Annotated in this window: 21 protein-coding genes; 15 read left to right on the plus strand and 6 right to left on the minus strand. The window is 62.0% G+C overall.

The window, feature by feature from the left end:
- Positions 1–74: 74 nt before the first annotated feature.
- From GO707_RS01825 to GO707_RS01835, 3 genes are all read right to left on the minus strand, one after another.
- Positions 75–1,781, minus strand: a complete 1,707-nt coding sequence (locus tag GO707_RS01825; protein ID WP_114538878.1) for an FAD-dependent oxidoreductase — start codon at positions 1,779–1,781, stop codon at positions 75–77.
- Between the two features lie 141 nt (positions 1,782–1,922).
- Entirely contained in the window at positions 1,923–3,005 is a 1,083-nt protein-coding gene (locus GO707_RS12665) for a helix-turn-helix transcriptional regulator (protein ID WP_198160974.1), read from the minus strand.
- A 393-nt stretch (positions 3,006–3,398) separates the two neighbouring features.
- On the minus strand, positions 3,399–4,709 hold the full coding sequence (locus GO707_RS01835; RefSeq protein WP_114538880.1) for a hemolysin family protein: 1,311 nt from the start codon (positions 4,707–4,709) through the stop codon (positions 3,399–3,401).
- Between the two features lie 186 nt (positions 4,710–4,895).
- Between GO707_RS01835 and GO707_RS01840 the strand changes: the two genes are divergently transcribed.
- On the plus strand, positions 4,896–6,857 hold the full coding sequence (locus GO707_RS01840) for an MDR family MFS transporter (protein ID WP_114538881.1): 1,962 nt from the start codon (positions 4,896–4,898) through the stop codon (positions 6,855–6,857).
- A gap of 188 nt (positions 6,858–7,045) precedes the next feature.
- Here GO707_RS01840 and GO707_RS01845 read toward each other — a convergent pair whose 3' ends face one another.
- The gene (locus GO707_RS01845) at positions 7,046–7,975 is read right to left on the minus strand and encodes a LysR family transcriptional regulator (protein ID WP_181869639.1); all 930 of its coding nucleotides are present in this window, start codon (positions 7,973–7,975) and stop codon (positions 7,046–7,048) included.
- Between the two features lie 220 nt (positions 7,976–8,195).
- Between GO707_RS01845 and GO707_RS01850 the strand changes: the two genes are divergently transcribed.
- On the plus strand, positions 8,196–9,779 hold the full coding sequence (locus GO707_RS01850; RefSeq protein WP_114538883.1) for an FAD-dependent oxidoreductase: 1,584 nt from the start codon (positions 8,196–8,198) through the stop codon (positions 9,777–9,779).
- A 138-nt stretch (positions 9,780–9,917) separates the two neighbouring features.
- Positions 9,918–10,859 (plus strand): serine O-acetyltransferase, encoded by a 942-nt coding sequence (locus GO707_RS01855; RefSeq protein WP_114538884.1) that lies wholly within the window; start codon positions 9,918–9,920, stop codon positions 10,857–10,859.
- Positions 10,860–10,960: 101 nt separating this feature from the next.
- Here the strand turns inward: GO707_RS01855 and GO707_RS01860 are convergent, their stop codons facing one another.
- Complete coding sequence (locus tag GO707_RS01860; protein WP_157011827.1) at positions 10,961–11,116, minus strand: polysaccharide deacetylase family protein; 156 nt, start codon at positions 11,114–11,116, stop codon at positions 10,961–10,963.
- A gap of 163 nt (positions 11,117–11,279) precedes the next feature.
- Between GO707_RS01860 and GO707_RS01865 the strand changes: the two genes are divergently transcribed.
- From GO707_RS01865 to GO707_RS01875, 3 genes are all read left to right on the plus strand, one after another.
- Positions 11,280–11,651: a hypothetical protein gene (locus GO707_RS01865; protein WP_157011829.1), complete on the plus strand. Its 372-nt coding sequence runs from the start codon at positions 11,280–11,282 to the stop codon at positions 11,649–11,651.
- Complete coding sequence (locus GO707_RS01870) at positions 11,648–12,148, plus strand: type II toxin-antitoxin system VapC family toxin (protein ID WP_198160975.1); 501 nt, start codon at positions 11,648–11,650, stop codon at positions 12,146–12,148. The genes GO707_RS01865 and GO707_RS01870 overlap by 4 nt, the downstream gene beginning before the upstream one ends.
- A 211-nt stretch (positions 12,149–12,359) precedes the next feature.
- The gene (locus GO707_RS01875) at positions 12,360–13,532 is read left to right on the plus strand and encodes an iron-containing alcohol dehydrogenase (protein WP_157011833.1); all 1,173 of its coding nucleotides are present in this window, start codon (positions 12,360–12,362) and stop codon (positions 13,530–13,532) included.
- An 18-nt stretch (positions 13,533–13,550) separates the two neighbouring features.
- Here the strand turns inward: GO707_RS01875 and GO707_RS01880 are convergent, their stop codons facing one another.
- Entirely contained in the window at positions 13,551–14,240 is a 690-nt protein-coding gene (locus tag GO707_RS01880) for a winged helix-turn-helix domain-containing protein (protein ID WP_114538888.1), read from the minus strand.
- Between the two features lie 314 nt (positions 14,241–14,554).
- Between GO707_RS01880 and GO707_RS01885 the strand changes: the two genes are divergently transcribed.
- The 9 genes from GO707_RS01885 (at position 14,555) to hydG (ending at position 26,130) form a co-directional block, all read left to right on the plus strand.
- Entirely contained in the window at positions 14,555–15,928 is a 1,374-nt protein-coding gene (locus tag GO707_RS01885) for an ATP-binding protein (RefSeq protein ID WP_157011835.1), read from the plus strand.
- Between the two features lie 389 nt (positions 15,929–16,317).
- Positions 16,318–17,598: an ATP-binding protein gene (locus tag GO707_RS01890; protein WP_114538890.1), complete on the plus strand. Its 1,281-nt coding sequence runs from the start codon at positions 16,318–16,320 to the stop codon at positions 17,596–17,598.
- Between the two features lie 114 nt (positions 17,599–17,712).
- Positions 17,713–18,204, plus strand: a complete 492-nt coding sequence (locus tag GO707_RS01895; RefSeq protein ID WP_114538891.1) for a helix-turn-helix domain-containing protein — start codon at positions 17,713–17,715, stop codon at positions 18,202–18,204.
- 199 nt (positions 18,205–18,403) lie between these two features.
- Positions 18,404–19,486, plus strand: a complete 1,083-nt coding sequence (locus GO707_RS01900) for an aminotransferase class I/II-fold pyridoxal phosphate-dependent enzyme (protein ID WP_114538892.1) — start codon at positions 18,404–18,406, stop codon at positions 19,484–19,486.
- A 15-nt stretch (positions 19,487–19,501) separates the two neighbouring features.
- Complete coding sequence (locus GO707_RS01905; protein ID WP_114538893.1) at positions 19,502–19,714, plus strand: hypothetical protein; 213 nt, start codon at positions 19,502–19,504, stop codon at positions 19,712–19,714.
- 128 nt (positions 19,715–19,842) lie between these two features.
- A complete protein-coding gene (locus GO707_RS01910) occupies positions 19,843–21,681 on the plus strand; it encodes an NAD(P)-binding protein (protein ID WP_157011839.1) in 1,839 nt (612 codons plus the stop codon).
- Positions 21,675–23,468 (plus strand): [FeFe] hydrogenase, group A, encoded by a 1,794-nt coding sequence (locus tag GO707_RS01915; RefSeq protein ID WP_157011841.1) that lies wholly within the window; start codon positions 21,675–21,677, stop codon positions 23,466–23,468. The genes GO707_RS01910 and GO707_RS01915 overlap by 7 nt, the downstream gene beginning before the upstream one ends.
- A complete protein-coding gene (gene hydE / locus GO707_RS01920) occupies positions 23,465–24,688 on the plus strand; it encodes a [FeFe] hydrogenase H-cluster radical SAM maturase HydE (protein WP_227069384.1) in 1,224 nt (407 codons plus the stop codon). Before GO707_RS01915 ends, hydE begins: the two co-directional genes overlap by 4 nt.
- Complete coding sequence (gene hydG, locus GO707_RS01925) at positions 24,685–26,130, plus strand: [FeFe] hydrogenase H-cluster radical SAM maturase HydG (protein WP_114538896.1); 1,446 nt, start codon at positions 24,685–24,687, stop codon at positions 26,128–26,130. Before hydE ends, hydG begins: the two co-directional genes overlap by 4 nt.
- Positions 26,131–26,138: the final 8 nt, after the last annotated feature.

Genomic DNA, 26,138 nt, shown 5'->3' on the forward strand with positions numbered 1-26,138 from the left:
CTTATGGGGCAGGAGTGCCCCCATTCGGCGCATCGGGGAGGGAGGCAGGTGCGCCAGATTCGGATGTGCGGAACTTACGCCTGTTCAGCGAGATACTTGCCTGTCAGGTACCCATAGGTGAGAGCGGCGGCGTGGCTGGCCCCAGACAAGGTGAAGGGGTAGTCTTCCACAAAACGGCCGCCTTGCACGTTGCCGACGGCAAACAGACCGGGGATGGGGTTCGAGTCATCGTCCAGCACGCGCGCGTTGTCGTCGGTCACAAGGCCGCCCATGGTTACGAGCAGGCGCATGCAGCTTACGTCTTCCACTGAAGTGTGCTTGAGCATATCGTAGGTGATTGCATAGAACGGCGGGTCCACCACAGGGAACATCTTCTCCGCAGCTTTGCCGAAGTCCTCGTCGACGCCCTTCTCGCACAGCTCATTGTAGCGAGCGACCGCGGCGGACAGGTTCTGGGTGGCATCCGCGCTGAGCTCCAGCTGGGAGGCGAGCTCTTCAAGCGTGTCGGCTTGGGCAGAAAAACCCTCGCCGTCGCCGTAGCTGCGGATGTTCTGCATGACCATCTCAAGCATCGGGTATTGCTCGGGCCAGTGGCTGTCTATGATTTGGAAAACCTTGCTGCCCGGTTGGTTCTGCATGACCTTGGCGATATTGGTCATGCTGAGATCCTCGTTGGTGAAACGCTCGCCATGCTCGTTGACTTGCAGGAAGAACTCCTGGCCGAACTGAAGGATGTGAGCCATTACCGCATGGGGCCCCACGTCCAGGTGGCCGCCGACGTCCATGCCCATCTGCTGGCCGTCGCCGGTATCGGCGGGGTTGCCGTCGTGATCCGTCACCTCGTATGAGAACAGGAATTTGTCCTGGTTCTTCAGAATCCACGGAGCATACTGCCCCAGCATTTTCTCGTTGTGCGAATAGCCGCCCGTGGCGAGCACCACGCCCTTGGAGACACGATAGCGCGTGTAGCCCTCGCCCTCATCATTGCGGCAGATCACGGCAGTTACCTGCCCGTCGGTCGCCTCGAGCTTCACAGCCGGAGAGTAGAACTGCACTTGCGCGTTGCCCGTGGCCAAAGCCGCATCCACATTAGCCTGCAAAACGGGCGTATGGGTCTCGTCGCCGCCGCTGATGCAGCAGCATCCGGCGAAGAGGCGCTCGTGGTCGATTCCGAAACGGTAGATGCCGCTCGTGAGCGTATCGGCGCAGACGAACAACTGGCTAGGATCTTCGGGAAGCTCGTCTTCCATGCCGAGCCACAATAGGCCGTCATATGCGGAGGTGTACCACTCGAAAGCCTCTCCGCAGTTCTTCAGCCACTTCGTGGTTATGCGATAGTCTGCGCGATGCGACATTTGCGTCATGAGCTCGTTGGCCACCTCGGTGGGGCTGATGTCCTCGATTCCGATGGAGCGCGTCTTCTCGGTGCCGAAGGCGGCGAACATGTTCGAGCGAGCACTGGGCTTGCTGCCCTTCTCGACGCCGACTACCTTGAGTCCTCCTTCAGCAGCAGAACGCAGGGCTCCCACACCCGCCACGCCCAGGCCGACCACGCACACGTCGCAATCGACGGTCTCGAGGATTTTTTCCTCGGGGATGTCGGTTTCCACCAGGGTGCCAGTGTCAGCGAGGGCGGTCTGGTCGTCGCCAGCTGCCTCGGTTGGCTGTTTTGGCGCGCAGCCAACAAGGCCCGCGCCGGCCGCTGAAGCGCCCGCCAGGCCCAGGGCCGTTAGAAACCCGCGCCGGGTCATTGCCCCCGCGCTCTTTTCCTCCATTGCCATAATTTCCTCCTCTTCCGTTGTACGGCAAGATAGTGCCCATATCACCGCATTTTCGGAGGCGGCGAAACAGGAGAAACGTATGAAATAAGGGAAAACTCTTCTCCTACGAAACGTATGAATACCTTTTGAACAGGGAGAACTCTAATTTTCTCGAACAGCTTCAACGAGAGAGATAAGCTCCTGGCGCGAATGGACGTCGCATTTGGTGTAGATGTGCTGCAGGTGAGATTTCACCGTGCTCTCGCTGATTACGAGCTTCTCTGCAATGTAGGGGGCGCTTCGTCCGACGATATAGAGATTGAACACATCGCGTTCGCGAGCAGTCAGGCCCATGCTGTCGCCGAATGATTCAAGGGGACGACCCGAGAGCGAGGTGAGCTTCGCGCCGCCGCTTGCGGACAACAGCAGCGACACGGCTCGATCCTCCAGAATCCAAATGGATGCCACGACGAGCAGAAGGGCCATGAAGAGCATGGCGACCCTGCTTGCGATGTGGAGTCCGAAAAAAACGGAAGCTAGCAGGGGGAGGGATCCTAAAGTCCCCACACACCAGGCAGTGGCTAAGATTCTCACACGAGTACCAGGATACAGCCTCCCCAGGAGTAATCCCATGTAGAGGGCGCCGCATTCCAAAAGAGAGTATGCGATGCCGGCCAACACGTAGGCAAGGTAGGTGAGAGTCGATGAGAACAGCACTAAGATAAGAGCGACCAGCGAAAGGGTTGCAACCACTTTCGTCCACACCGACAGGTTGAAGTCCCGGCCGCGGTTAAAGAGCCAGAGCACGAGTGCGAGCGATATGGCGGTAATGATGACGGGGAACATCTCGCCTTCTGCCTGCTGCAGGAAGACCGAGTACTGTAAGGATCCCACCACCAGTCCGATAACAAAGAAGCTGCAGAGGATTTTAGCCAGCGAAGACGGCTCGAGGGTAAAAGACCGCTCGGTCTCCGATGCGGAAGGCGCGGGGCGCTGGATGAGGCAAAGTGCCACCGCAGAGGCTGCCACGCTCATGCCGGCGAGGGCTTGGCACCATGACGCAGACAGAAGCGAGGGGAGAATCGCCGCCGCCGATGCGAGCACCTCGATCTCTATCATCAGCTCGACAATGCCGATATCGCGCTGGGCGCAGACTGCCGCCAGCCAGCAGAAGAGAAGAACGGTTCCCCCGGCAGACATGAGGATGAGTCCAAAAATGGAGAGGGGCTCTCCCGTGCCTTGCACGGCCAGGCCCATTAGGCAGCACGAGGCGCTTGCTATGGCGAGGGGAACACTCGCAAGCGCGCGTCTCCCTCGGTTGCCCGCGATGATCAAAGCGCAAGAAACGAGGGAGGCGACGGCTACGTCTACAATGGTCGCCGGCACGCTGCCTTGTCCCAGGGGAAGATGCCAGGAAATCTCGCAGGGCGCCTCAAATGACTGGGCCGCCAGAAGGGCGGAGATACCCGCCACAGCTATCAGGAGATTTCTGCCGAGCCACCGCCCATGATTGCGCTGCAACGGTATGTCCCTTCTTGTTGTGGCCCTCGATCATATGGGGACATTATACATGAGGCCGTCGCTCGGTCGAAGGGCGGCCCGAAGACCGCCCGGATACGAAGCTCTCGGGGCCGCCCGTTATTCCTCGTCGGGACGGTCGATGGCCATGCAGATGCGGTCGATGCGGAGGCGATCCATGGCGAGCACGGTGAACGTCACCTTCGTGCCGCGATCTTCCAGCACCGCCACGTCGCCCTCCTTGGGAATGCGGTCGAACAGCGACAGCAGAAGGCCGCCGGCGGTTTCCACATCGTTGGCTTCTTCGGGCTCGAAGCCGAGCAGTTCCACCAGGTCATCAATGGCGAGGGTGCCGTTGATCTGGTAAGTACCGTCGGGCAGTTCCTCAATGTCATCGTCGGTGTCGTGCACGTACTCGTCGTCGATGCGGCCGACGATCTGCTCCATGATGTCGCTCATGGTGACGATGCCCGCCGTGCCGCCGTGCTCATCCACGACAACGCACATCTCGGTGCGACCCTCCTGCATGGCCTGCAGCAGCTTCGCGATGGGCGCGCCCTCGGGCACGGGCGGCAGCTCGCGAATCTTCCAATCGCTCATGGGCGCGTCCTTGGGCACGTCCACGAGGTCCTTGGTGTGCACGAAGCCGACGATGCGGTCCTTCGAGCCGTCGCACACCGGGTAGCGCGTGTACTTATACTGGCGCACGATGTCCCAGTTCTCTTCCAGCGTGTCTTCCAAATCCAGACAGATGACGTCGGTGCGCGGGGTCATGATCCCCTCGGCGTCTTTGTCGCCCAGATCGAAGATGTTGTCGACGAACTCGTTCTGCTCCGGATCGATGAGGCCGCTTTCCGTGGACTCGTCAATGAGCAGCTTGATCTCCTCGCCGGTGTACACCTCGTGCTCGTCGGCCGGGTCGTGGCCGAACAGGCGCATGACTCCGTTGGTGATGCCGTTGAAGATGACCATGATTGGGTAGGTGACGCGGTAGAACACGCGCAAGGGACCGGCGGTGTGCAGGGCGTACTTCTCGGTGGCGAAGATGGCGAAGGACTTCGGGATGAGCTCGCCGACCACTACGTGCAGGGTGGTCACGATGAAGAAGCCCACGGCCACGCAGATGGGGTACACCGTCGCCTCGGGGAAGCCCCAGGCCAGAAGCGGTGCTTCCAGAACGGCGGAGACGGCCGGCTCGCCCAACCAGCCGATGGCCAGCGATGCCAGCGTGATGCCGAGCTGGCAGGCCGACAGGTAGGCGTTGATGTGCGTGGTTACGTCGCGGGCGGCCTCGGCGCCGCGGCGCTTCTCGGCGACGGCCATGTCAATCTGGCTCTTGCGCACGCGCACCAGCGCGAATTCCGCGATGACGAAGAACGCGTTCATCAGCAAGAAGAACACCACGAGCAACAGGCATATAGCGGTTTGCATACCGATCAATCATCCTTTCAGGGCAAAAACTCTGTTCCGCATTATAGAGGTGCGGGAGATAACATGAGCGAATCCATAGATGATTTTCCCAAACAGTCGCCGAACTGATACCGCAGAAGGTGCCGGCGACGCTCATACTAGGAAAAACAAGCGAGAGCGGGGCGAGAAGCGAGTGAGGTGTTGTGTATGAAGCTAACGCGCAAACAATGGATGATGCTGGTAGTGCTCGTGCTGGGCGCCTTTGTGACGGTGCTGAACCAGACGCTGGTGACGCCGGCACTGCCGTCCATCATGACCGAGATGAATGTCGATCAGTCCACGGCCCAATGGCTGACCACCGGGTTCACGCTGGTGAACGCCATCATGATCCCCATCACGGCGTTTCTGCAGGATCGGTTCTCCACGCGGAAGCTGTTCGTGTTCTCGATGAGCTTGTTTGCCGTGGGCACGCTGTTGGCGGCCGTGGGCCTCAACTTCCCGGTGCTTCTGGGAGGCCGTCTCGTGCAGGCCGCCGGCGCCGGCATCCTCATGCCGGTGACCATGACCGTGCTCATGCTGGTGTTCCCGGTTGATCGCCGCGGCTCGGCCATGGGCATCTTCGGCTTGGTTATCGCCTTCGCGCCGGCCATCGGCCCCACGGTGGCGGGCTTCGTCATCGACCAGGCCGACTGGCACATTCTGTTCTACCTCATCTTCGCCCTGTCCATCGTTATTATCGTTCCGTCGCTGTTCCTTGTGGACAACAAGGCGCCGGCGAACAAGGGCGACTCGGTGCTCGATCCGCTGTCGCTGGCCCTTTCCACCTTGGGCTTCGGGCTTATGCTCTACGGTTTCTCGGCCCTGGGCTCGGCCGGCTTCACGTTGGTGCCGCTGCTCACCACCGCGCTCGGCATCGTCGGCGTTGTGTGGTTCTTCATCCGCCAGACGCGTCTGCCGCGTCCGATGCTGCGCGTCGACGTGCTGAAGAACCGCCGCTTCCTCGTGGGCACCATCATCGGCATGCTCGTGCAGGGTGCGCTTCTGGCCGCCGGCATCCTCATGCCCATTTACGTGCAGTCGCTCCATGGGCTGTCGGCCACGGTGTCGGGCCTCGTGCTCATGCCCGGCGCTATCCTTATGGGCATCATGAATCCGCTCGCCGGCAAGTGGTTCGACCGCCACGGCCCACGCCGCATGGCCATCGTGGGCATGAGTTTGCTGACGCTCACCACCTTCGCCTTCGCCATTCTGAACCTCACGTCCAGCATCATTTACATCACCATCGTGTACACGGTGCGCATGTTCTCGATGTCGCTGGTGAACATGCCCATCACCACCTGGGGCATGAACGCCCTGGACAACAAGGTCATGAACCACGGCACCTCCGTGAACAACACGCTGCGCCAGGTGGCAGGCTCGCTCGGCACCGCCATCATCATCGCCGTGAGCACCCAGGTGCAGAACATCGCCTCGCCGGGCCTCGGCGCCACCGAGGGCACCATGCTGGGCATCAACGCCGCCTTCCTCGTGTGCACGGTGCTCTGCCTCGTCGGCCTGGTCATGACTATCGCCCTTGTGAAGGACAAGCCCGGCGAGGAGGCTGCGGTGGACGAGGAGGGCACCCGCAAGTCGCTGCTCACGTCCATCATGAAGACCGACGTGTACTCGCTGAGCCGGGAGGCTACGGTGGAAGAGGCCATGCGCCTGTTCGTGGAGAAGAACATCTCGGCGGCGCCCATCGTGGACGAGTCGGGCGAGCCGGTGGGCTTCATTTCCGATGGCGACATCCTGAAGCGGCTGAGCCCGCGCAGCAACTCGTTCACCGATCCCATCGTGCTGATCAACAGCACCGTGAACGACGACGAGGGCTACGACGAGAAGCTGGCGAAGGTCATGCAGATGCGCGCCAGCGAAATTGGCGCTGCCAGCCCCATCTGCGTGAGCGTGCACGCGAACCTGACCGATGTGTGCCGTGTTCTGTCCGAGAACCACCTGAAGAAGGTGCCGGTGCTGGAAGCGGGCCACATCGTGGGCATCATCAACCGCAGCGACATCACCCAGTACTCCATGGCCGCCTATTTGGCCGACCATCCGGAGCGCGCCGTCTACTGCGGTGAGGGCCCCTCCGGCCAGCACGAGTGCGTGGAAGAGGCCTGCGAGGAGTGTTAAATTCAAGCAGCCCCGGCGAGCGAGGGCAACGGGGCTGCTTGCGTTCGGGAAGCCACGAGGCCAGCTTCCATGGGTGAAAGACCCAGGTGCTCAGAGGTGCGGTTCGGCGTCGTTCGGGCATCTAGTATCTTCGATTTCGATAGTAGCTGTTTTCAAGTAGCTGCTCGATGGCAACGAGGAAGTGTCGATCAGCCGGCATCTTCATCAGGATGCCTTGTCGATATTTCAAGGAGATCGGCTGCAAAGCGAAGGGCGACTTCGTTGGTTCTGTCGGAAAGAGAAACGATATACCGATTGCCATTGAGATCTTTAGGATCCACTTCAAACAGATCGCTTGTTTCGTAAGCACGCTCGAACAAAGGGCGATTTCGGGGCGAAAAGCTTGATTGCGTGAAAAACCAAACGCGATCGGGCCCGTCGCAAGAATACATTTCGTCGATGTTGTCCGACGCCACGGCTCGAAAGGACATGCTGACATCGCTGCTTTCGATGCAATCCAGGATATGGTGGCTATAATCCAAGTACCCTGGGTGCGCTGAGTAGTAGAACGTCCGCCCCTCCAGAGCCTCGAGAGGAAGGGGTCCTTCTCTATGCTCGAGTGTGCCCTTGGGCACGGCAGCTAAAAGGGGCTCTGGAATAAGAAGCTGGGTCTTGAAACGGCGAGCGTTAGCAGCGGGTGGGGCATACATAACAGAGAGGTCCGCCTCTCCGCTTTCCAAGCATGCAGAAATAGTTTTGTCTTGCGGAGAGATTATTTTGACGCGAGTACGGCGATGGGCTCTCTCGAACTTTTCTTTTGCCGCCCGCACGTAATGGGATATGGCACGGTCTTCGAAGCAATAGGCGATACGAACATAGTGGGGCCCTTGTGCAGCAAGCGCTTGGAGCAAGCCGTCATATTCGCCGACAAGTATTCCGAATCGCTCAAAAACAACCTGTCCCTCATCGGTCAATTGATAGGCACGCAAGTTTTCAAAGAGGGGGTGCCCAAGCTCCTTCCCTATGGCTTTAATGTGGCGACTGAGCGTTGATGGCGCGATATGGAACTGCTGCGCCACCTTTCGATAGCTCTTCAGGTTCACAAGCGCAATGAATTCGCGCATAAGCTGAATGTCCATAGGCATCCCTCCCGCCGTTCCCCCAAAGTATATCAAGTTACGTAGAGGAGCTTCGCAATGTTCGATGTTGTCTGCGCATCACTTGGTGCAGAAAACGGAACAGCACGTGAAGGTGTTTCAAGAAGGGGTGAAAGCAATACACTGAAAATAAGCCAAAGAGAATCGATAATACGGCTATCTCGGGCAATTCCGCACGAGAGGTCATAGGAGGGAAAGGATCATGAGCACATTGAACAAAGAAGGCACATTCGATCGGCGAGGGTTTGTCAAAGGAAGTATGGCCGCGGCAGCCATTATGGGACTGGGCACATTGGCGGCCTGCTCTCCTACGGCGAAAGACGAGTCCGGAGTCGGTCGCGATCCCTTGTCCGAGACGGGCTGGGATGATTCTGCCGATGTGGTAGTCGTCGGACTCGGCGGCGGCCTGGGCGCTGTTTTATCGGCTGCTGAGGCCGGAGTGACAGTTATTGGCATCGAAAAGCTTTCGATGCTTGGCGGCAACTGGGCCATTAATTCGGGCATCGTGTTCGCACCTGCTACTGACGCGATGAAGGCTGCGGGGGACAAGGACGAGCGTACAGGGCAGGAGGACACTATAGAGTCGGCGGTAGCCGATTGGATCCGCTGCTCCAGGGGAAATGGAGATCCGGTTCTGGTAGAGGCCATTTTGAAAGAGGAGCAAGCCTTCATAAACAGTCTCGTGGCCGCCGGCGTTGATGTGCGCACAGAGCTGTGCGGTATGGCCGATGCCCCTATCGCTCGTGGACACTACATTCTGGACGCTGACGGAAATCGCTGTTCGGGCGGAGCCTTTGTAAATGAGGTTACGAAGCGCATTGACCAAACGGATGCAAAAATCATGACAGACACGGAAGCGACGGCCCTGATTTTCGATGACAACTACAGTGTTTGTGGCGTGGAAGTGAAGACTGCCGAGGGCCGCAAAAGAATTGGCGCTAAAGCCGTTGTAGTAGCTACGGGAGGCTACACTGCTAGTCAACATATGCGTGCGATGTATAACCCCGAGACTGTAGGCTGGGGTGTTATTGGGCATGAAACGGCTACAGGCGATGGATACCGTATGCTTCTCGATCAAGGAGCGGCATTCTGCCCTTTCAAGAAAATTGTGCCGTCGGTGACGATGGAACCGAACTCGGGCGACACGTTCCAGAGCAATGACTACCAGACTTTCTGGAAAAACCAGGCTCATTCCCTGATCATGCTCGATGACCAGGGGAGGAGGAATCGGCCGGAGACGATGCCCTATACGCAGATAGGGGGAGATTTACTGACATCTCCGAATTATCAGCTCTTCGATCAGGCGGAAGTGGATGATCCTAATTTCACTCTCATGAAAACGGGAACGAAGGAGTCTCTCGCAAAAGCCATTGAAGACGGTTGGATACTGAAGGCCGACACAGTGGAGGAGCTTGCTGAGGCTCTATACCTGGACCCAGACACCGTAGCTGGTGAGGTGGCTGACTATAACGCAGGAGTGGCGGCTGGTAAAGATAAATTTGGCAGGCCTGTTGACAGTATGCGCGAGCTAAAGCCTCCGTTCTATATGGCCACGGGTATTAACGGGATGTCTGGCACCGACTGTAATTGCGTGAAAGTGGACGAGCAAGGGCGAGTGCTTGACGGAATGGGAAATCCTCTCAAGGGAGTTTACGGCGGTGGTAACGACATGTTTTACATGAACTGGGCTGGACCGAGCTATATTGCTTCTGGTGGCGGCGCGGGTGCCTGCTACGCGTTTTCTGCTATTGTGGGTCGCAATGCCGCAGCATACGCACAAGCATAGCCTTGCACCATCAATAGTCCCCTCCCTTTGGCGCCCTGCGGCTTCCTCCGCAGGGCGTTTTGCTTACAATTTGTTGACTCAGGCCTTCAATTATTCATTACACTGTGTAGAGCACAGAATCGATTTCGAGGAGGCCCCATGTTCGGAGACAACCTAGAGCGCATCGTCGCGGCCATCGAGAAGAACTACGAGGCGGACGAGATCTTCTTCACCAAGCCCGGCCGCCGCTTCCCCAGCCGCACGGCTATCAAGGGACTCATCACCGAGTTGCGCCGCGTGCTGTTCCCCGGCTATTTCGGGCCGGAGATGCTGTCGCCTTCCACGAGCCCCAGCTACTTCATCGGTCAGACGCTTATCGACATTGAATCGGTGCTGCGCCAGCAGCTCATTTTGGCGCTCACCTACACCTCCGATGATCGTGACGACCTCGTCGGTAGCGGCAATCACTTGTGCGGCGGTTGCACGAGTGACTCCATTTGCGAGCAGACGGCTGATATCTGCACGAAGTTCTTCGACGCCCTGCCCGAAATTCAGCGCACGTTGCTCACCGATGTGCAGGCGCTCTATGACGGCGACCCGGCGGCCGGCTCGAAGGAGGAGGTCATCTTCACCTACCCGGGTCTGTACGCCATCTACGTGTATCGCATTGCGCACGTGCTCTACGACTTGGGCGTGCCCATCATCCCGCGCGTGATGACCGAAATCGCCCACTCTTCCACGGGTATCGATATCGGTGCTGGCGCTCATATCGGCGAGTACTTCTTCATCGACCACGGTACTGGCGTTGTCATCGGTGAGACTACCACTATCGGTGACCACGTGAAGCTGTACCAGGGCGTTACGCTGGGCGCTCTTTCCACCCGCGGCGGCCAGCGCCTGGCCGGCGTGAAGCGCCACCCCACCATCGAGGACAACGTCACCATCTACTCCAACGCCAGTGTGCTGGGCGGCGAGACGGTCATCGGCGAGGGCTCGGTTATCGCGGGCTCCACGTTCGTGACCTTCTCGGTGCCGCCCCATTCCCGCGTCTCCGTGAAGGAGCAGGAAATTCGCGTTCGCCAGCCCGGCGAGCGGGATTAAGCGACAGCAAGCAGCGTCGGAGGATACCAAACTGGCGATCTTGGCAGAGCGCTTGTGGAAACGGCGGGCGTCGCCCAGAAGCCTCTTCGCTAGTCTCGCCTTTACTGCTCGCCGCCGTTGGGTTCTACGAGGTATTCGAAGCCTTCCTGGGTGTATTCGCCGGCGATGCGCACGCGGGGAAGGACCTCTACAGGGTCGCCCACCTCAACGCGGCGGTTCTCGATGGTGAAAGCGCACAGTACCTCAGCTTCTTCCATGTTAGCACAGCCTCGCCGAGCCCCATGTTTTCACGTCTCAGGTCCAGCGAAGCAAATAAAAACCGGGAGCTGCGGAGGGAAGGTTTGTCGGGGACTCTCGACCTACTATGGATAGAAGGTCATGAGTTATGATATACTGCTAGCAATTCTGAAAGGGGTTGCTATGCCGAACATGCAGATGAACTTCCGTATCGATGCCGAATTGAAGCGGCGCGGGGACGAGCGCTTTGCCCGGTTCGGGTGCACGCCGTCGGAGGCCATGCGGCGGCTTTACGAGGTGGCGGCGCGCTATGACGACGAGTCCGAAGCGGCCTTGCAGGCGGTCATCGGCCCCGAGACGGAGGAAGCCGACGCCATGAGCGAGGGCGAGAAACGCGCCCGAGCGATCGATGATTTCCTGGCATCGCTTCAGGCGCAACGCGAGGCCCTAGGTATTCCACCAGCTGCCTCGCCTCAGGAGTTCTCGGATGAATATTGGGACAATCTTTTCTACGAGGCGAAGACCGAAAGACTGGCTGAAAGGGGGCTCTGGTGACGGTTGCGGAGAATGCTATTGTTGTAGACAAAAACATTTGGCTCGATTTCTATCTTCACGAGCGGCCCCTTCATGAAGAAGCTGCTCGCTTTATTCGCGTTGCGGAGAAACACAACGCCAATTTGGGAACACCAGCGGATGCTGTCAATGAAGTTTTTTACACCATTGGGAAGTTTTTGAAGCAGCAAGTATGTGAGAACGGTGGCACTGTCGACGAGTGCACGGCCCGTGCTATAAACAACTTCGCGTGGGGGTGCGTCGACCACATGACCGATCTTGCGATATCGGTTCCCATGGACGATCGTACGGCGTGGCTAGCTCGCCACTATCGCGATATCACCTCGGATTACGAAGACGCCTCGGTGCTTGCTTGCTGCGAGCTGAGCAAGGCAAACTATCTGGTGACCCATGACAAGCGCCTGGCTGCCCAGGCCAACATAGCCACCAAAACCGCCACGGAAATGGCCGACCTCATAACCCGCGCCCACGGGGATTAGCCTCCCTGACCAATGCGATGGCCCGGGTGCGATCCTGTGACAAGCTGCCCTGTTTGCGAAGATTGCGAGACATTTTCCGTGGTCTGACAGTTGCCTGTTTGTCAGCGATGCCCTAGCATCGACACAGAGCATGATTAGAGAACGCGCCCAACGGCGATGGTGCGGCGATGGCGATAAGGTGTCGCCCGGTCGAAAAGCAGAAAGGACTCCCATGGAAAACTTCGAATTCGTTTCCCCCACGCATTTCGTCTTCGGACGCGGAGCTGAAGAGCAGGTGGGCGAGAAGCTGGCGGCGGCCGGGGCCAAGCGGGTGCTCGTGCACTTCGGCGGCGGGAGCGCCGTGGCCTCCGGGCTCATCGACCGCGTGGGTGCCTCGCTGGACGCCGCGGGCATCGAGCATTTGGAGCTGGGCGGCGTGCGCCCGAACCCCGAGATCACCCTGGTGCGCGAGGGCGTGCGCCTCTGCAAGGAGGCTAACGTCGATTGGGTTCTCGCCGTGGGTGGCGGCTCGGTCATCGACTCAGCGAAGGCCATCGCCAACGGCGCCTGCGTGGAAGGCGACGTGTGGGAACTCTTCGAAACCAAGGCTACCGACCACGACGTGCTGCCCATCGCCGTGGTGCTCACCATCCCCGCCGCCGGCAGCGAGGCCTCGAAGAACACGGTCATCTCCAACGACGAGCTGGGCCGCAAGACCGGGTACGCCAACAACGCCCAGCGTCCGAAGTTCGCCTTCATGAACCCCGAGCTCACTTTCACCCTGCCGCCCTTCCAGACAGCCGCTGGCCTTACCGACATGTTCTGCCACCTGCTGGAGCGCTTCTTCGACGACCTGGGCGCGGTGCCTGTGACCGACAATCTGAACCTGTCGCTCATGAACACCATCCGCGCCGAGGCGCCGCGCGTGCTGGCCGACCCCGACAACTACGATGCCCGCGCCAACATCATGTGGGCCGGCATGCTCTGCCATCAGGGGCTCGCCGGAGTGGGCCGCCACGAGGACTGGGCCACCCACGGTTTGGAGCACGAGCTGTCGGCGCTGAATCCGGCCATCACCCATGGCGCCGGTCTCGCCGTCATGTTCCCTGCCTGGATGGAGTACGTGCACACCGAGAACCCGGCGCGCTTCGCCTTCTACGGCCAGGCGGTGTTCGGCCTCACGCCCACCGGCGACGTGGAAGCCGACGCGCTTTCGGCCATCGACGAGACGCGCTCCTTCTTCGCGAGCCTGGGGATGCCCACCACTCTTGCCGAGCTGGACGTGGAAGAGACCGACATCCCGAAGATGCTGCCGACGCTGGCCCAGAACAAGGGCATCCCCTTCGGCACCTTCAAGAAGCTGACCCTGGAAGACGCCGAGGCCATCTACAAGCTGGCGCTGTAGGGGGCGGGGTTCGGAAGCCTAATTCTCGAGCAGCAGTTCTCCGTTGTCGAGCTTCTCCTGCAAGTAGTCGCGGAAGTAAGGGAGGTCGAACCCCACGAGGCCGCGTGCGCGTTTGCCAATGATGCCGGCGTCGATAAGCCGCTTGCGGTACTGCGCCACGACGGAAGAGGAACGCCCCAGCCGCTCGACGAGATCGGCGATGCGGCTGTCCCCTTCATCTTCCAGCATAGCTGCGGCGAAACGAAGGTCGCCGGGGGAGAGCTCGGCGAAGGTGGCGTCCAAAATACGGTAGGTCATTTCCTGCTGTGCGATGGCGATACCGCGCGCGAAGTCGGCCGAATCGAGTGTGCTAGCCCGGGGATTTTCGTCCCAGGCGTAGTACCCGACAAGCTGGAGCATGAAAGGAAAGCCGCCGATGGACTCCGTCGCTGCAGTCAGCGCCGCTGCGTCAACGTTGCGGTTGCCTGCTTGGGCCGTGCGCACGAGCGCTGCGGAAACCTCGCCGTCGGGAATGCGGTCAAGCGCCCTGCGGTTCGAGCGCCGGAGAAACGACACGGTCTTGTTGTTGAGCAAAGATGAGATGTTGTGCGGCAGTCCCGCCATGAGGAGCGCTACCTTGCGCCCCTCCCGAACAAAGTGCTGGTAGAAGGCGGCAAGCTGAACCATTTCGTCGAGCGTCGGATCGACTTCGTCGACGGTGAAGAGCACGCCGACTCCTTGGGGGTGAAAGGATTCTCCTCGATGCCCACAATGCCTCCTTCTAAGTTTTACTAAGGAGTTCTAAGTTTCACTAAGTTTAACTAAGGAGTTCTAAGTTTCACTAAGTTTAACTAAGTTCTTCTAAGGAGTTCTAAGTTTCACTAAGTTTCTCGATTCGGAATGAGGTTGACTTTTCAGCTGCTGATGTCGGGATACCGTTACCTATATAAAAACGTGGTGAATCACAAAATTCTCCTATGCAAAAACGTGGTGATTTGCAAAAATAACCTATGCAAAAACGTGAATCACCCTGAAAGGATGCCATGAAGCGCCAGGCCATCGAAGATATGAAGCGCTGGAAAGAATCTCCTCGACGAAAGCCGCTCATCGTGAGCGGAGCCCGGCAGGTGGGGAAAACGTGGCTTATGAAGGAGTTTGGGCGAGCGTACTTCAGGGAAACGGCGTACATCACCTTCGATGACAATCCCCAGCTCATCGCCGCTTTCGAAGGATCGTTGTCGCCGAACAGGCTCCTTCCCATACTCCAAGCTGAAGCAGGCGTCCGCATCGACAAGCATACTCTGCTCATTCTTGATGAGATACAAGAATCCCCTCGCGCCATTCAATCGCTCAAGTACTTCAACGAGCAAACTCCCCATATTCCCGTTGTTGCGGGCGGATCGGCGCTCGGACTTGCGTTGCGGCGGGGGAAGCGAACGGAAAATAAGCCGCAGGCGCGGGCTTCATTCCCTGTGGGGAAAGTGAGCTTTCTCGATCTCTACCCTCTCAGTTTCCGGGAGTTTTTAGACGGTGTTGGTGAGGAATTGTTGGCTGAATTGGTGTCTGCTCTTGACTGGGATGCCATGGCCCCGTTCCACGACCGGTTGATCGAGCTGCTGAAACAATATCTATTCGTAGGGGGAATGCCGGAGGCGGTGCTTTCCTTCGCAGAAACGTCGGATCCAGCGGAGGCGCGCCGTGTGCACAGCGAGCTCTTGCGCTCCTACAACGCCGATTTCTCAAAGTATGCCGACGATGCGCTAGCAGAACGGATTCGTCGTGTCTGGCGGGCGGTGCCGACAAACTTGGCCAAAGAAAACCGTAAGTTTATGTTTTCCAAGATACGGGAGTCGGCGAGAGCCCGGGAGTACGAAGATGCTCTGCAATGGCTGACCGACACCTCGCTTGTGTGTCCCTCGAGTTGTGTGAGCGTGCCCGAGTCGCCTCTTGCGTCTCATGAAGACGAGGGAGTGTTCAAGGTCTATGTGCTCGATGTGGGTCTACTTGGCGCAATGTGCAACTTGAGTGCCCGAACTATTCTCGATAGCGAGGCGTTGTTCAGTTCATTCAAGGGGGCGCTTGCAGAGCAGCTCGTTGCCCAAGAACTGCTTGCGAGCGGCCAGGCGGGCAACAAAGTGGATACGGGCAACAAGCTGCACTATTTCATGAACCAGTCGACGCGCACCGAAATCGATTTCATCGTAGATGGAAACGAGCGAGTGCCGCAGCCCGTGCCCATTGAGGTGAAGGCTGGAACCAATCTGAGGGCGAAAAGCCTTGCCGCTTTCGTCAAAAAGCATCTCCCAGTACTGGCCTTGCGCACTTCGTTGGCCCCTTTCTCACGTGATGGAGTGATTAAGAACGTGCCACTGTACGCGTTCGGTGCCTATTTCCACAAGGAGATCGCAGGACAATGACAACGCTCAGGCTGCCACGCAGGGGAGGGAGATACGTGGCGGCCTGTATGGGGAAGAGCGACTAGACGAGAGTAGCCGGCGGTTTTGGCGACTATCCTTGTTCTCGCGCTATGCGGCTAGGTAAACCGCAGCAGCGTTGGCGGCGTTGCGGCCAGAGTTGACGTTGTTGTTCCCTCGCACGGCACAAGGCGCTCGGCAAGATCCTCGACGTGGGTAATTACCACCTGGAGAAGGGTTACGTCCGCGGTGCGACAAATGTCTCCCAAAAGTCCAACTTCCTCAACAAAAATGATCCAACTTCCGCAATGAAAACGATCCAACTTCCGCAATCACCTCGCTGACGTGGTATAGTAGGCGCACCGATCGATCATTGATGGAAGGGGCGCGCCATGGTGGAGAAGGACGAAGAGCGACAGGAGGGCTATTGGCCGCGCGTGGCCGACGCTGTGCTTCAGCGGGCGCTTCGGGCTTCCGGCGCCGTTCAGATCGTCGGCGCGAAATGGTGCGGCAAGACCGAGACGGCCAAGCAGCAGGCGCAAAGTGCTGTGTACCTCCAAGATCCCGACGAGGGTCCCTCTCTGGTCGCTTTGGCCGAAGTGCGCCCGTCGGTGCTCTTGGAAGGCGCCGAGCCGCACCTCATCGACGAATGGCAGATGGCGCCGCAGCTGTGGGATGCCGTCCGTTTCGCGGTCGACCAGGGGAAGGGCAAGGGCCGGTTCATCCTCACCGGTTCGGCTACGCCCAAGAAGAGACCGAAGCATTCCGGCGTGGGACGGATATCCCGTATGCATATGCGCCCCATGTCGCTCTTCGAATCCCGCGAGTCTACGGGCGCGGTCTCACTAGCGGGGCTCTTCGATGGTGCCGCCGAGGTGGGCGCCATATCTGATCGCTCCATCGAGGACATCGCCTTTGCGCTCTGCCGTGGCGGTTGGCCGGAGGCCGTGCTGGAAAGCGATCCGGAGATCGCCCTCGACCAGGCTAAGGATTACGTTGCCGAGCTGCTCGACTCGGACATCGACGAGATGGACGACAAGAAGCGCAACTCGACGTGGCTGCGGGCCATTCTGCGCTCCTATGCGCGCAACATATCCACCGAGGCGAGCCAGGCGACCATCGCAGCGGATATGGGAGGAGAGCCACCTTCGGAGAACACGGTCGCCGATTACCTCGACGCGCTCCGGCGCACCTACGTTACCGAGGACTTGCCGGCGTGGAATCCGGCGTTGCGCTCCAAGACCGCCGTGCGCACCAGCCCGACGCGGCACTTCTGCGATCCGAGCATCGGGGCGGCCCTGTTGGGCGCGTCTCCGCGGAAGCTCTTGCTGGACTTTAGTACCTTCGGGCTGTTTTTCGAATCGCTGTGCGTGCGTGATCTGCGCGTGTATGCGGCCAAGCTGCGGGGAACCGTCTACCACTATCGCGATAAGACGGGTCTCGAGGCCGACGCCGTCGTCGTCTTGGACGATGGTCGCTGGGGGGCCGTCGAGGTGAAGCTCGGCGAGAAGCAGGTTGAAGAGGGCGCGGCCCACTTGTTGAAGCTCGCCTCGCGTGTTGACGATTCCAAAGAGGGAGCTCCCTCGTTCCTTATGGTGCTCACGGGCCAGCAAGCGGCCTATTGCCGACCGGACGGCGTCTACGTCGTCCCGATAACCTGCCTGGCCCCGTAGCGAGAAGGTTGTCCAAAAGCCTTTCTCCGCCCTGTTGGGGCTCCGAAAGAGTCTCGGATTTCTCAGCTGGCGGTCAGAGCGCGTCGTTGCTGCGAGCCGTCGGCGCAGCGTCTTTTGGCCCTTCTCGTCGCCGATGATTTCGAGTCTCTGGAAGCAGGCGATATCGAGGTGCTTATCGCCGGCTTTGGAGGGCATTGCGCGGCTGGGCTCTCCGAGGTGTTCGGCACCGATTGGGCCGATGGGGCCATCGTCGAGGCTCTCGGATGCGGCGAGGCGGCAAAAAGGATGGGCCACTCTGCTGTTTCGTGGGACATGCTGGGCCCAGATGCCTTCCGTGTTGCCCGACAAAACGGCTGGCTGCTCGAGCGCGCCTGCGCAGCGAGCCTTGATCGACTCGCTGCCTCCGATGCTGAAGCAGGCTCCAATCTCGTCGAGAGCCTGCGGGTCTACGTGGCTTGCGGCGGTGACGCGAACGCGGCGGCTGAGCGCCTCTGCCAGCACCCCAATTCGGTGCGCAACCGCGTCAACCGTGCTCGCGCGGTGCTGGCGATGGAAGACGCCACGGACAAGCAGCTGTTCGCCTACCTGTCGATGATCTTCCTCTAGGCACCTCGCTTTCGCAGAGCGCTGCGTGCGACAGGGCGCGGCTCGTTTGCGCCGTGGGCGGCCGCAAGCCCCGTTGTGGGCGCCCACAACGGGCCGCCTGAGAGCCTGTGGCCGCCTCCATGTCCTGCCTCGGGTTCGCCTTTTATGCTGGACTCACGTTCCTAGCGGAGACCGTGGATCAGCGAGAAGGAGAACCCCCATGGAGATCAAGGATTTCGAAGTCGAGCAGTGGATGAACCTCTGGGAGACGAAGTGCACCCACAACGTCGCCGAGACGTGCGTGTACTCGCTGTCCCTCGACCAGCTCTTCGAGCTGACCGGCGGCGACAAGCAGGCGTTTCTGGACGCCTTCGCGGCGCGCCGCCTCACCTACGGCGACATCGAGGGTCGCCCCGACCTGCTTTCCGGCATCGCCAAGCTGTACCGCACCGTGGCGCCCGAGCACATCATCCCCACCCACGGGGCCGCCGGCGCCAACGCGCTCGTGCTCTCGACGCTGGTGAACCCGGGCGATCACGTAGTATCGGTCATGCCCACCTACCAGCAGCTCTACTCCATCCCCGAGATGTGCGGCGCTGCGGTGGACGTGCTGCATCTGGAGAAGGAGAACGGCTACCACGTGGACGTGGAGGCCCTGGACGCCCTGTGCACGCCGGAGACGAAGGTCATCTGCATCAACAATCCCGACAATCCCACGGGCGCCCTGCTCGACGGCGAGACGCTGCGGGCCATCGTGGAGGTGGCGCGCAAGAACGACGCGTGGCTGCACTGCGACGAGGTGTACCGCCACTTGAACCAGACCGACGAGTACGCCGAGTCGGTCGTCGACCTTTACGACAAGGGCGTCACCACCAGCTCCATGAGCAAGGTGTGGTCGCTGGCGGGCATCCGTCTGGGCTGGTGCGTCACCAAGGACGAACAGCTGCGCCGAGACCTTCTGTCCCATCGCGACTACAACCTCATCTCCTGCGGCTTGTTCGACGAGGCCGTGGGCGCCTACGCGCTGGCCCATGCCGACGCCATCCTCGACCGCAGCCGCCGTATCGTGCGCGAGAATTTGGTTACGCTTTTGGAATGGGTGGAATCGGAGCCGCACCTGTCCGTCGTTCCGCCCGAGGCCGGCACGACGGCGCTCGTCTACTACGACTACGACATCCCCTCCTACGATTTCTGCACCGATATGGTGAAGTTCAACGGTGCCTTCGTCACGCCGGGCGACTGCTTCGAGGAGCCGAAGAGCTTTCGCGTGGGCTACGGCTACTCCGACGATACGGCCAACTGAGCGAGCAACGGCGAGATCGAGCGCGGACTGGCTGAGGGCGCCTTCGGCCTGGATCATGTGCTCGGCGAGCTGGGAGACGTGCTGGTGGGGAAGGTGCCGGGCCGCACGAGCGCCGAGGACGTCACGGTCTTCGACTCGGCGGGCACCGCGCTGCTTGACATTGCCTGTGCCAAGATCGCCCTGGACGCCGCCGCGAGGCGCGGACTCGGCACCGTGGCAGAGCTCTAGAAGGTATTCTCAGGTGGTTTAGAGTTAATTCTGCGCCGTAGTGCTTTTTCCCATGGGCTTGTTACCAATCGGAAATACTAGACGCGTTATGGTGTGTCTGTTAGCGTCAATACAGGAAAGAGAGAGCTATGGGGCGTTTGACCGTTGAGGTGGCGGCGCGGGCCGATGCACGGACGGGGGAGTTCGTCGAGGCCTTCGCCCGACGCGTGGAAGCCATGCCGCCGGGCCAGTGTCCGGTGGGGCTCATGCTGGGACAGTTGCAGGCCTCGGCCGCGCAAACCTGCGGCAAGTGCACGCCGTGCGCCCAGGGCATGCCGAAAATTGAGGCGCTGCTGGGCGATGTGGCCGCCTTCCGCGCCACGGCGGCGACGGTGGATGAGATCCGAGATGCGGCCACGCTGCTGCGCGACACCGCCGATTGCGCCGTGGGCTGGCAGGCGGGGGCGATGGTGTTGGCGGGACTCGACGCCTTCGCCGAGGAGTTCGCCAGCCACGTGGATGCGGGCACCTGCGCTCCCGGCACGCGTCAGACGGTGCCCTGCGTCACGCGGTGCCCGGCCCATGTGAACGTGCCGGCCTACATCGCGCTGGCCGAGGAGGGCCGCATCGCCGAAGCGGTGAAGATGATCCGCAAGGACAATCCCTTCCCTACGGCCTGCGCGCTTGTGTGCGAGCACCCCTGCGAGGAGCGTTGTCGCCGCACGATGGTGGACGCGCCGGTGAATATCCGCGGCATAAAGAAGTACATTGTGGACACGGTGGCCGCCGATACCGTGGAAACCCCCGCGCCGCTGCCCGCCACGGGCAAACGCGTCGCGGTGGTGGGTGCCGGCCCCTCGGGGCTCACCTGCGCCTACTTCCTGGGGCTCATGGGTCATTCGGTGACGGTATTCGAACGTCGCAGTCGCCTGGGCGGCATGATGCGCTACGGCATTCCCGCTTATCGGCTGCCCCGCGAGCGGCTCGACGAGGATATCCGCGCCGTGCTGGGTGCCGGCGACATCGAGGTGCGTACGGGCTGCGACGTTCAGACGGACGAGATGCGCACGCTGGTGGACGAGTTCGACGCCGTGTACGTGGCCGTGGGCGCCCAGGGCGGCAAGACCCTTTCCATTGAAGGGGCCGATGCGGCCGGCGTTATGAGCGCCGTGGACGTGCTGGAGGCCATCGGCGACGAGCAGTATCCCGACTTCACGGGCAAGAATGTGGTGGTCATTGGCGGCGGCAATGTGGCCATGGACTGCGCTCGCACCGCCGTGCGCGCCGGTGCCGCCTCGGTCACCGTGGCCTATCGACGCCGCCTGGAGGACATGACCGCGCTGCCCTCCGAGGTGGAGGCGGCCATGATGGAGGGCGTGGAAATGCGCTGCCTGCAGGCGCCGGCCCGCATCGAGGCGAACGCAGAGGGGAACGCGACGGCGCTCATCTGCCAGCCCCAGCGCATCGGCGCGGTGCGCGGCGGCCGCCCGGCCCCAGTGCCGGCCGACAAGCCTGAGGTGCGTCTGGCCGCCGACCTCGTCATCATCGCCGTGGGCCAGGCTATCGAATGTGCCCCCTTCGAGGAGTTCGGCATGCAGCATGACCGCACCTACCTGTGCGCCGACGCGTGCCTGCAAGCGCCCGGCTTCGACGCCGTCTTCGTGGGCGGCGACTGCCAGTGGGGTCCCAAGACCGTCATCATGGCTATCGCCGCAGGCAAGACGGCGGCGGCCAACATCGACGAGATGCTGGGCTTCCGCCATCAGCTGGATTGCGGCGCCACCGTGCCGTCGGCGCACCCCAACGACCGCACCGCCTACGGGCGCGTGCAGGTGGCCGAGCGCCCGGCACGGGAGCGCAAGTGCGATTTCAAGTACGTGGAAGAACCGGTGAGCGCCGAGGAGGCCGCTCAGGAGTGCGGCCGGTGCCTGCGCTGCGACGTGTACGGCATAGGCGCGCTGACCGGAAGGGGGCTGGAAGCATGGTAGCCATTACGCTGAACGGTCGCGCCGTGGAAGCCCCCGAGGGCACCACGGTGCTGGAAGCGGCCACGGCGGCCGGCGTGCAAATCCCCACGCTGTGCTACCTGAAGGACTTGAACTGCATCGGCTCGTGCCGCGTGTGTTTGGTGGACGTGGAAGGCGAGGGGCTTGCGGCCTCCTGCAACACCGCCGTGCGCGAGGGCATGGTGGTGCGCACCGACACGCCGCAGGTAGCAGTGGCCCGACGGGCGAATCTGCAGGCCATCATGGATGATCACCGCGCGCTCTGCGCCACCTGCGTGCGCCAGGACACCTGCGCCCTGCGCGACCTTGCGAGCACCTTCAACCTGGCAGACGCCCCGGGCCCGCTGCCCGAGCCGGCGCCTTGGGACGCCGATTTCCCGCTGCAGCGCGACAGCAGCAAGTGCATCAAGTGCATGCGCTGCGTGGCCATCTGCGAGAAGGTGCAGCACTGCGCGGTGTGGGACTTCACGGGGGTGGGGCCGTCCACGAAGATCATCGTACGCGACAACCTGCCCATCGCCGAGGCCGGGTGCGCCCTGTGCGGCCAGTGCATCACCCATTGCCCCACCGGGGCGCTTGTGGCTCGCGACGACGTGAGCCTCATCATGGAGGCCATCCTGGATCCGGCGGTGGAAACCGTCGTGCAGGTGGCGCCGGCCGTGCGCACGGCCTGGGGCGAGGGCCTGGGGCTTTCCCGCGAGGAGGCGACGCCGGGACGCTTGGCCGCGGCCCTGCACGCCGTGGGCTTCGATCGCGTCTTCGACACCGACTTCGCCGCCGACCTCACCATTATGGAAGAGGGCAGCGAGTTCGTGGAATTCCTCGGCTCCGACGCGCCGCGCCCCATGTTCACGAGCTGCTGTCCCGGCTGGGTGCGCTTCGTGAAGCAGCACTACCCGCAGTTCACGGCCCAGCTTTCCAGCGCCAAGTCGCCGCACCAGATGATGGGTGCCGTGGTTAAGAACACGCTCGCCGCCGAGGCCGACGAGGCTGGCAAGCGGCTGTTTGTCGTGTCCGTTATGCCCTGCGTGGCGAAGAAGTACGAGTGCGACGTGCCGGAGCTTTCCACGGTGGTCGGCGCGACCCGGGGGGCTGGCGCGAGTGACGCGGGCCTGGTGCCCGACGCGCCGGTCGCGCCCGAGCTGGCGGCCGAGGCCGCGCCCGACGTGGACGCCGTGCTCACGGTGCGCGAATTCGGCCGCCTGCTGCGCCTGGTGGGCGTCGACTGCACAGCGCTTTCCGAGGCGCCCTTCGACAACCCGCTGGGGCTTTCCACCGGCGCGGCCACCATTTTCGGACGCACCGGCGGCGTCATGGAGGCGGCCCTACGCTCGGCAGCCTTCCTCATCACCGGCGAGAACCCCGATTTCAGCGCCTGCGATACCACGGCCGCCACGCCGGAGACGCCTTGGATGTCCCGCGAGCTTGCCATTGGCGACGCCACGGTGCGCATCGCTGTGGCCAGCGGCCTGGAGAATACGTCGAAGCTGCTGGACGCGTTGGAATCCGGGGAGGCCGCCTTCGACTTCGTAGAAATCATGGCATGCCCGGGCGGATGCGTGGGTGGTGGCGGCCAGCCCATCCAGTTCAACAGCGAACTGGCCCAGGCGCGGGCCGGCGTGCTGAACCGGCTCGACGCCGCGGACAAGCTGCGCTACTCCCACGAGAACCCCGACATCGCGAAGCTGTACGCCGATTGGATCGGCGAGCCGCTGTCGCATACGGCCCACGAGTGGCTGCACACCGACCAGGAGAGCTGGCAGATTTGATAGCAACATTGGTCGCGAAGCTTGTGAGCGAGCATACTCTTTCCCTGGACGAGTACGCGGCGCTTATCGATGCCCGGACCTCGGCGCTGGCTGATGAGCTGGCTGGTCGTGCTCGGGAGACGTGCGAGGCCGCTTACGGAGACGCGGTGTTCGCGCGCGGGCTCATCGAGTTCACGAACGTCTGCAAGAACGACTGCTACTACTGCGGCATCCGGCGCAGCAACCGCGCCTGCGAGCGCTACCGCCTGGCTCCCGAGCAAATTCTGGCCTGTGCCGATGCGGGCTGGCAGGCAGGCTTCCGCACCTTCGTGCTGCAGGGCGGGGAAGATCCGGCGGCCACCGACGAATGGCTGGCCGGCGTGGTGGCGGACCTGAAGGCGGCCTATCCGGGCTGCGCCGTCACGCTGTCGGTGGGGGAGCGCTCGCGGGAAAGCTACCGGCACCTGCGCGCCGCCGGGGCCGACCGCTACCTGCTGCGCCATGAGACGGCCACGGCCGCCCATTACCGGCAGCTGCACCCGGCGGCCATGACGCTTCAGCGCCGCATGGCGTGCCTGTCCGACTTGCGAGAGGCCGGGTTCGCCGTGGGCGCCGGCTTCATGGTGGGCTCCCCCTTCCAGACGACGGAGCACCTGGCGGCCGACCTCGCGTTCATCCAGGAGTTTCGCCCCGAAATGTGCGGCATCGGGCCGTTTGTGCCCCATCGCGACACCCCCTTTGCCGCCGAGGCACCCGGCACGGTGGAGCTTACCTGCTACCTGCTGTCCCTCGTGCGTCTGGCGCATCCGACGGTGCTGCTGCCGGCTACCACGGCCCTGGAAGCGCTGGATCCCCGCAGCCGCGAGAAGGGCATCCTCGCTGGCGCCAACGTCGTGATGCCGAACTTGTCGCCGCCCGAGCGCCAGGGCGATTATGCGCTCTACGACGGCAAGCCCCGCTCGTCGGCCGATGCGGCCCGCAAATGGGCCGACCTGGCGGCGCGGCTTGAGCCCTTGGGGCGCCGCCTTGTGGAAGACCGCGGCGATCCCGCTGCAGCCTGGGCTTCGGTTGTAGGTCCTGCTGCGGCATCGGTTGTCTCGCCCGCTCGGGGCGCTGTGGTACTGGCAGCAGCGTCGCGCCCGGTTTCTGCCGCCGCCGCTACCGCGCCTGGTTCGTCTTCCGCCGCTTCCTTTCCTTCGACCTTCCCCCCTGTCCCTTCAACGAAAGTGAACCCCTCATGAGCAGCTACAACGTGCGCTCGCCCCGGGCCGACGAGTTCATCAACCACGAGGAAATCTTCGACACCCTGGCTTACGCCGAGGCGCACAAGAACGATGCGGCCCTGGCTCGTTCCATTCTGGAGAAGGCCCGGGCGAACCTGACGCCGGCCCACGACCACGGCACGACGCTCACCCATCGCGAGGCCTCGGTGCTTCTGGCCTGCGAGGATCCGGAGGTGAACGCCGAGATCCGCCAGCTGGCCCGCGACATCAAGCAGGCCTACTACGGCAACCGTATCGTGCTGTTTGCTCCGCTGTACCTTTCTAACTACTGCGTGAACGGGTGCCTGTACTGCCCCTACCACGCGAAGAACCGCGACATCCCGCGTCGCAAGCTCACGCAGGAGGAGATCCGCGCCGAGGTCGTCGCCCTGCAGGACATGGGCCACAAGCGCCTGGCCATCGAGGCGGGGGAAGATCCGATCCATAACCCCTTGAGCTACATTCTGGAGAGCCTTGAGACCATCTACGGCACCAAGCACAAAAACGGCGCCATCCGCCGCGTGAACGCAAACATCGCTGCCACCACGGAAGACGCCTACCGCCAGCTGAAGGCCGCGGAAATCGGCACCTACATCCTGTTCCAGGAGACCTACCACCGCGCCCGCTACGAGGAGCTGCACCCCTCGGGCCCCAAGGCCGACTACGCCTGGCACACCGAGGCCCACGACCGCGCCATGGCCGCCGGCATCGACGACGTGGGGCTCGGCGTGCTGTTCGGCTTGGAGGGCTACGCCTACGAGTTCGCCGGCCTGCTCATGCACGCGGAGCATTTGGAAGCGGTGTTCGGCGTGGGCCCGCACACCATCTCGGTGCCGCGGGTGAAGCCGGCGAGCGACATCGACCCCGACGCTTTCGACAACGGCATTCCCGACGAGATGTTCGAGAAGATCATCGCGCTCATTCGCATCGCCGTGCCCTATACGGGTATGATCATCTCCACCCGCGAGTCGCAGGCGGTGCGCGCGGCGGCGCTTCAGCTGGGCGTCTCGCAGATCTCCGGCGGCAGCCGCACGAGCGTGGGCGGCTACGGGGAAGAGACGCGGCCCCACGACACCGAGCAGTTCGACGTGTCCGATACGCGCACCCTGGACGAGGTCATCGGCTGGCTCATGGACGAGGGCCACCTCCCCAGCTTCTGCACTGCCTGCTACCGCGCCGGCCGCACCGGCGACCGCTTTATGGAGTTCTGCAAGAGCGGCCAGATCCAGGACTTCTGCCAGCCGAACGCCCTGCTCACGCTGGGAGAGTACCTGTGCGACTACGCCAGCCCCGCGGTGGCGGAGAAGGGGTGGAAGATGATCGACACCGAGCTCGCCCGCGTTCCCGACGACCGCCGCCGCGCCCTGGCCGCCGACTACCTCGCCCGCGTCCGCACCGGCGAGCGCGACTTCCGGTTCTAGGAGGAGTC

The sequence above is a fragment of the Adlercreutzia rubneri genome, from assembly GCF_009755265.1.
GTDB classification, from domain to species: Bacteria; Actinomycetota; Coriobacteriia; order Coriobacteriales; family Eggerthellaceae; genus Adlercreutzia; species Adlercreutzia rubneri.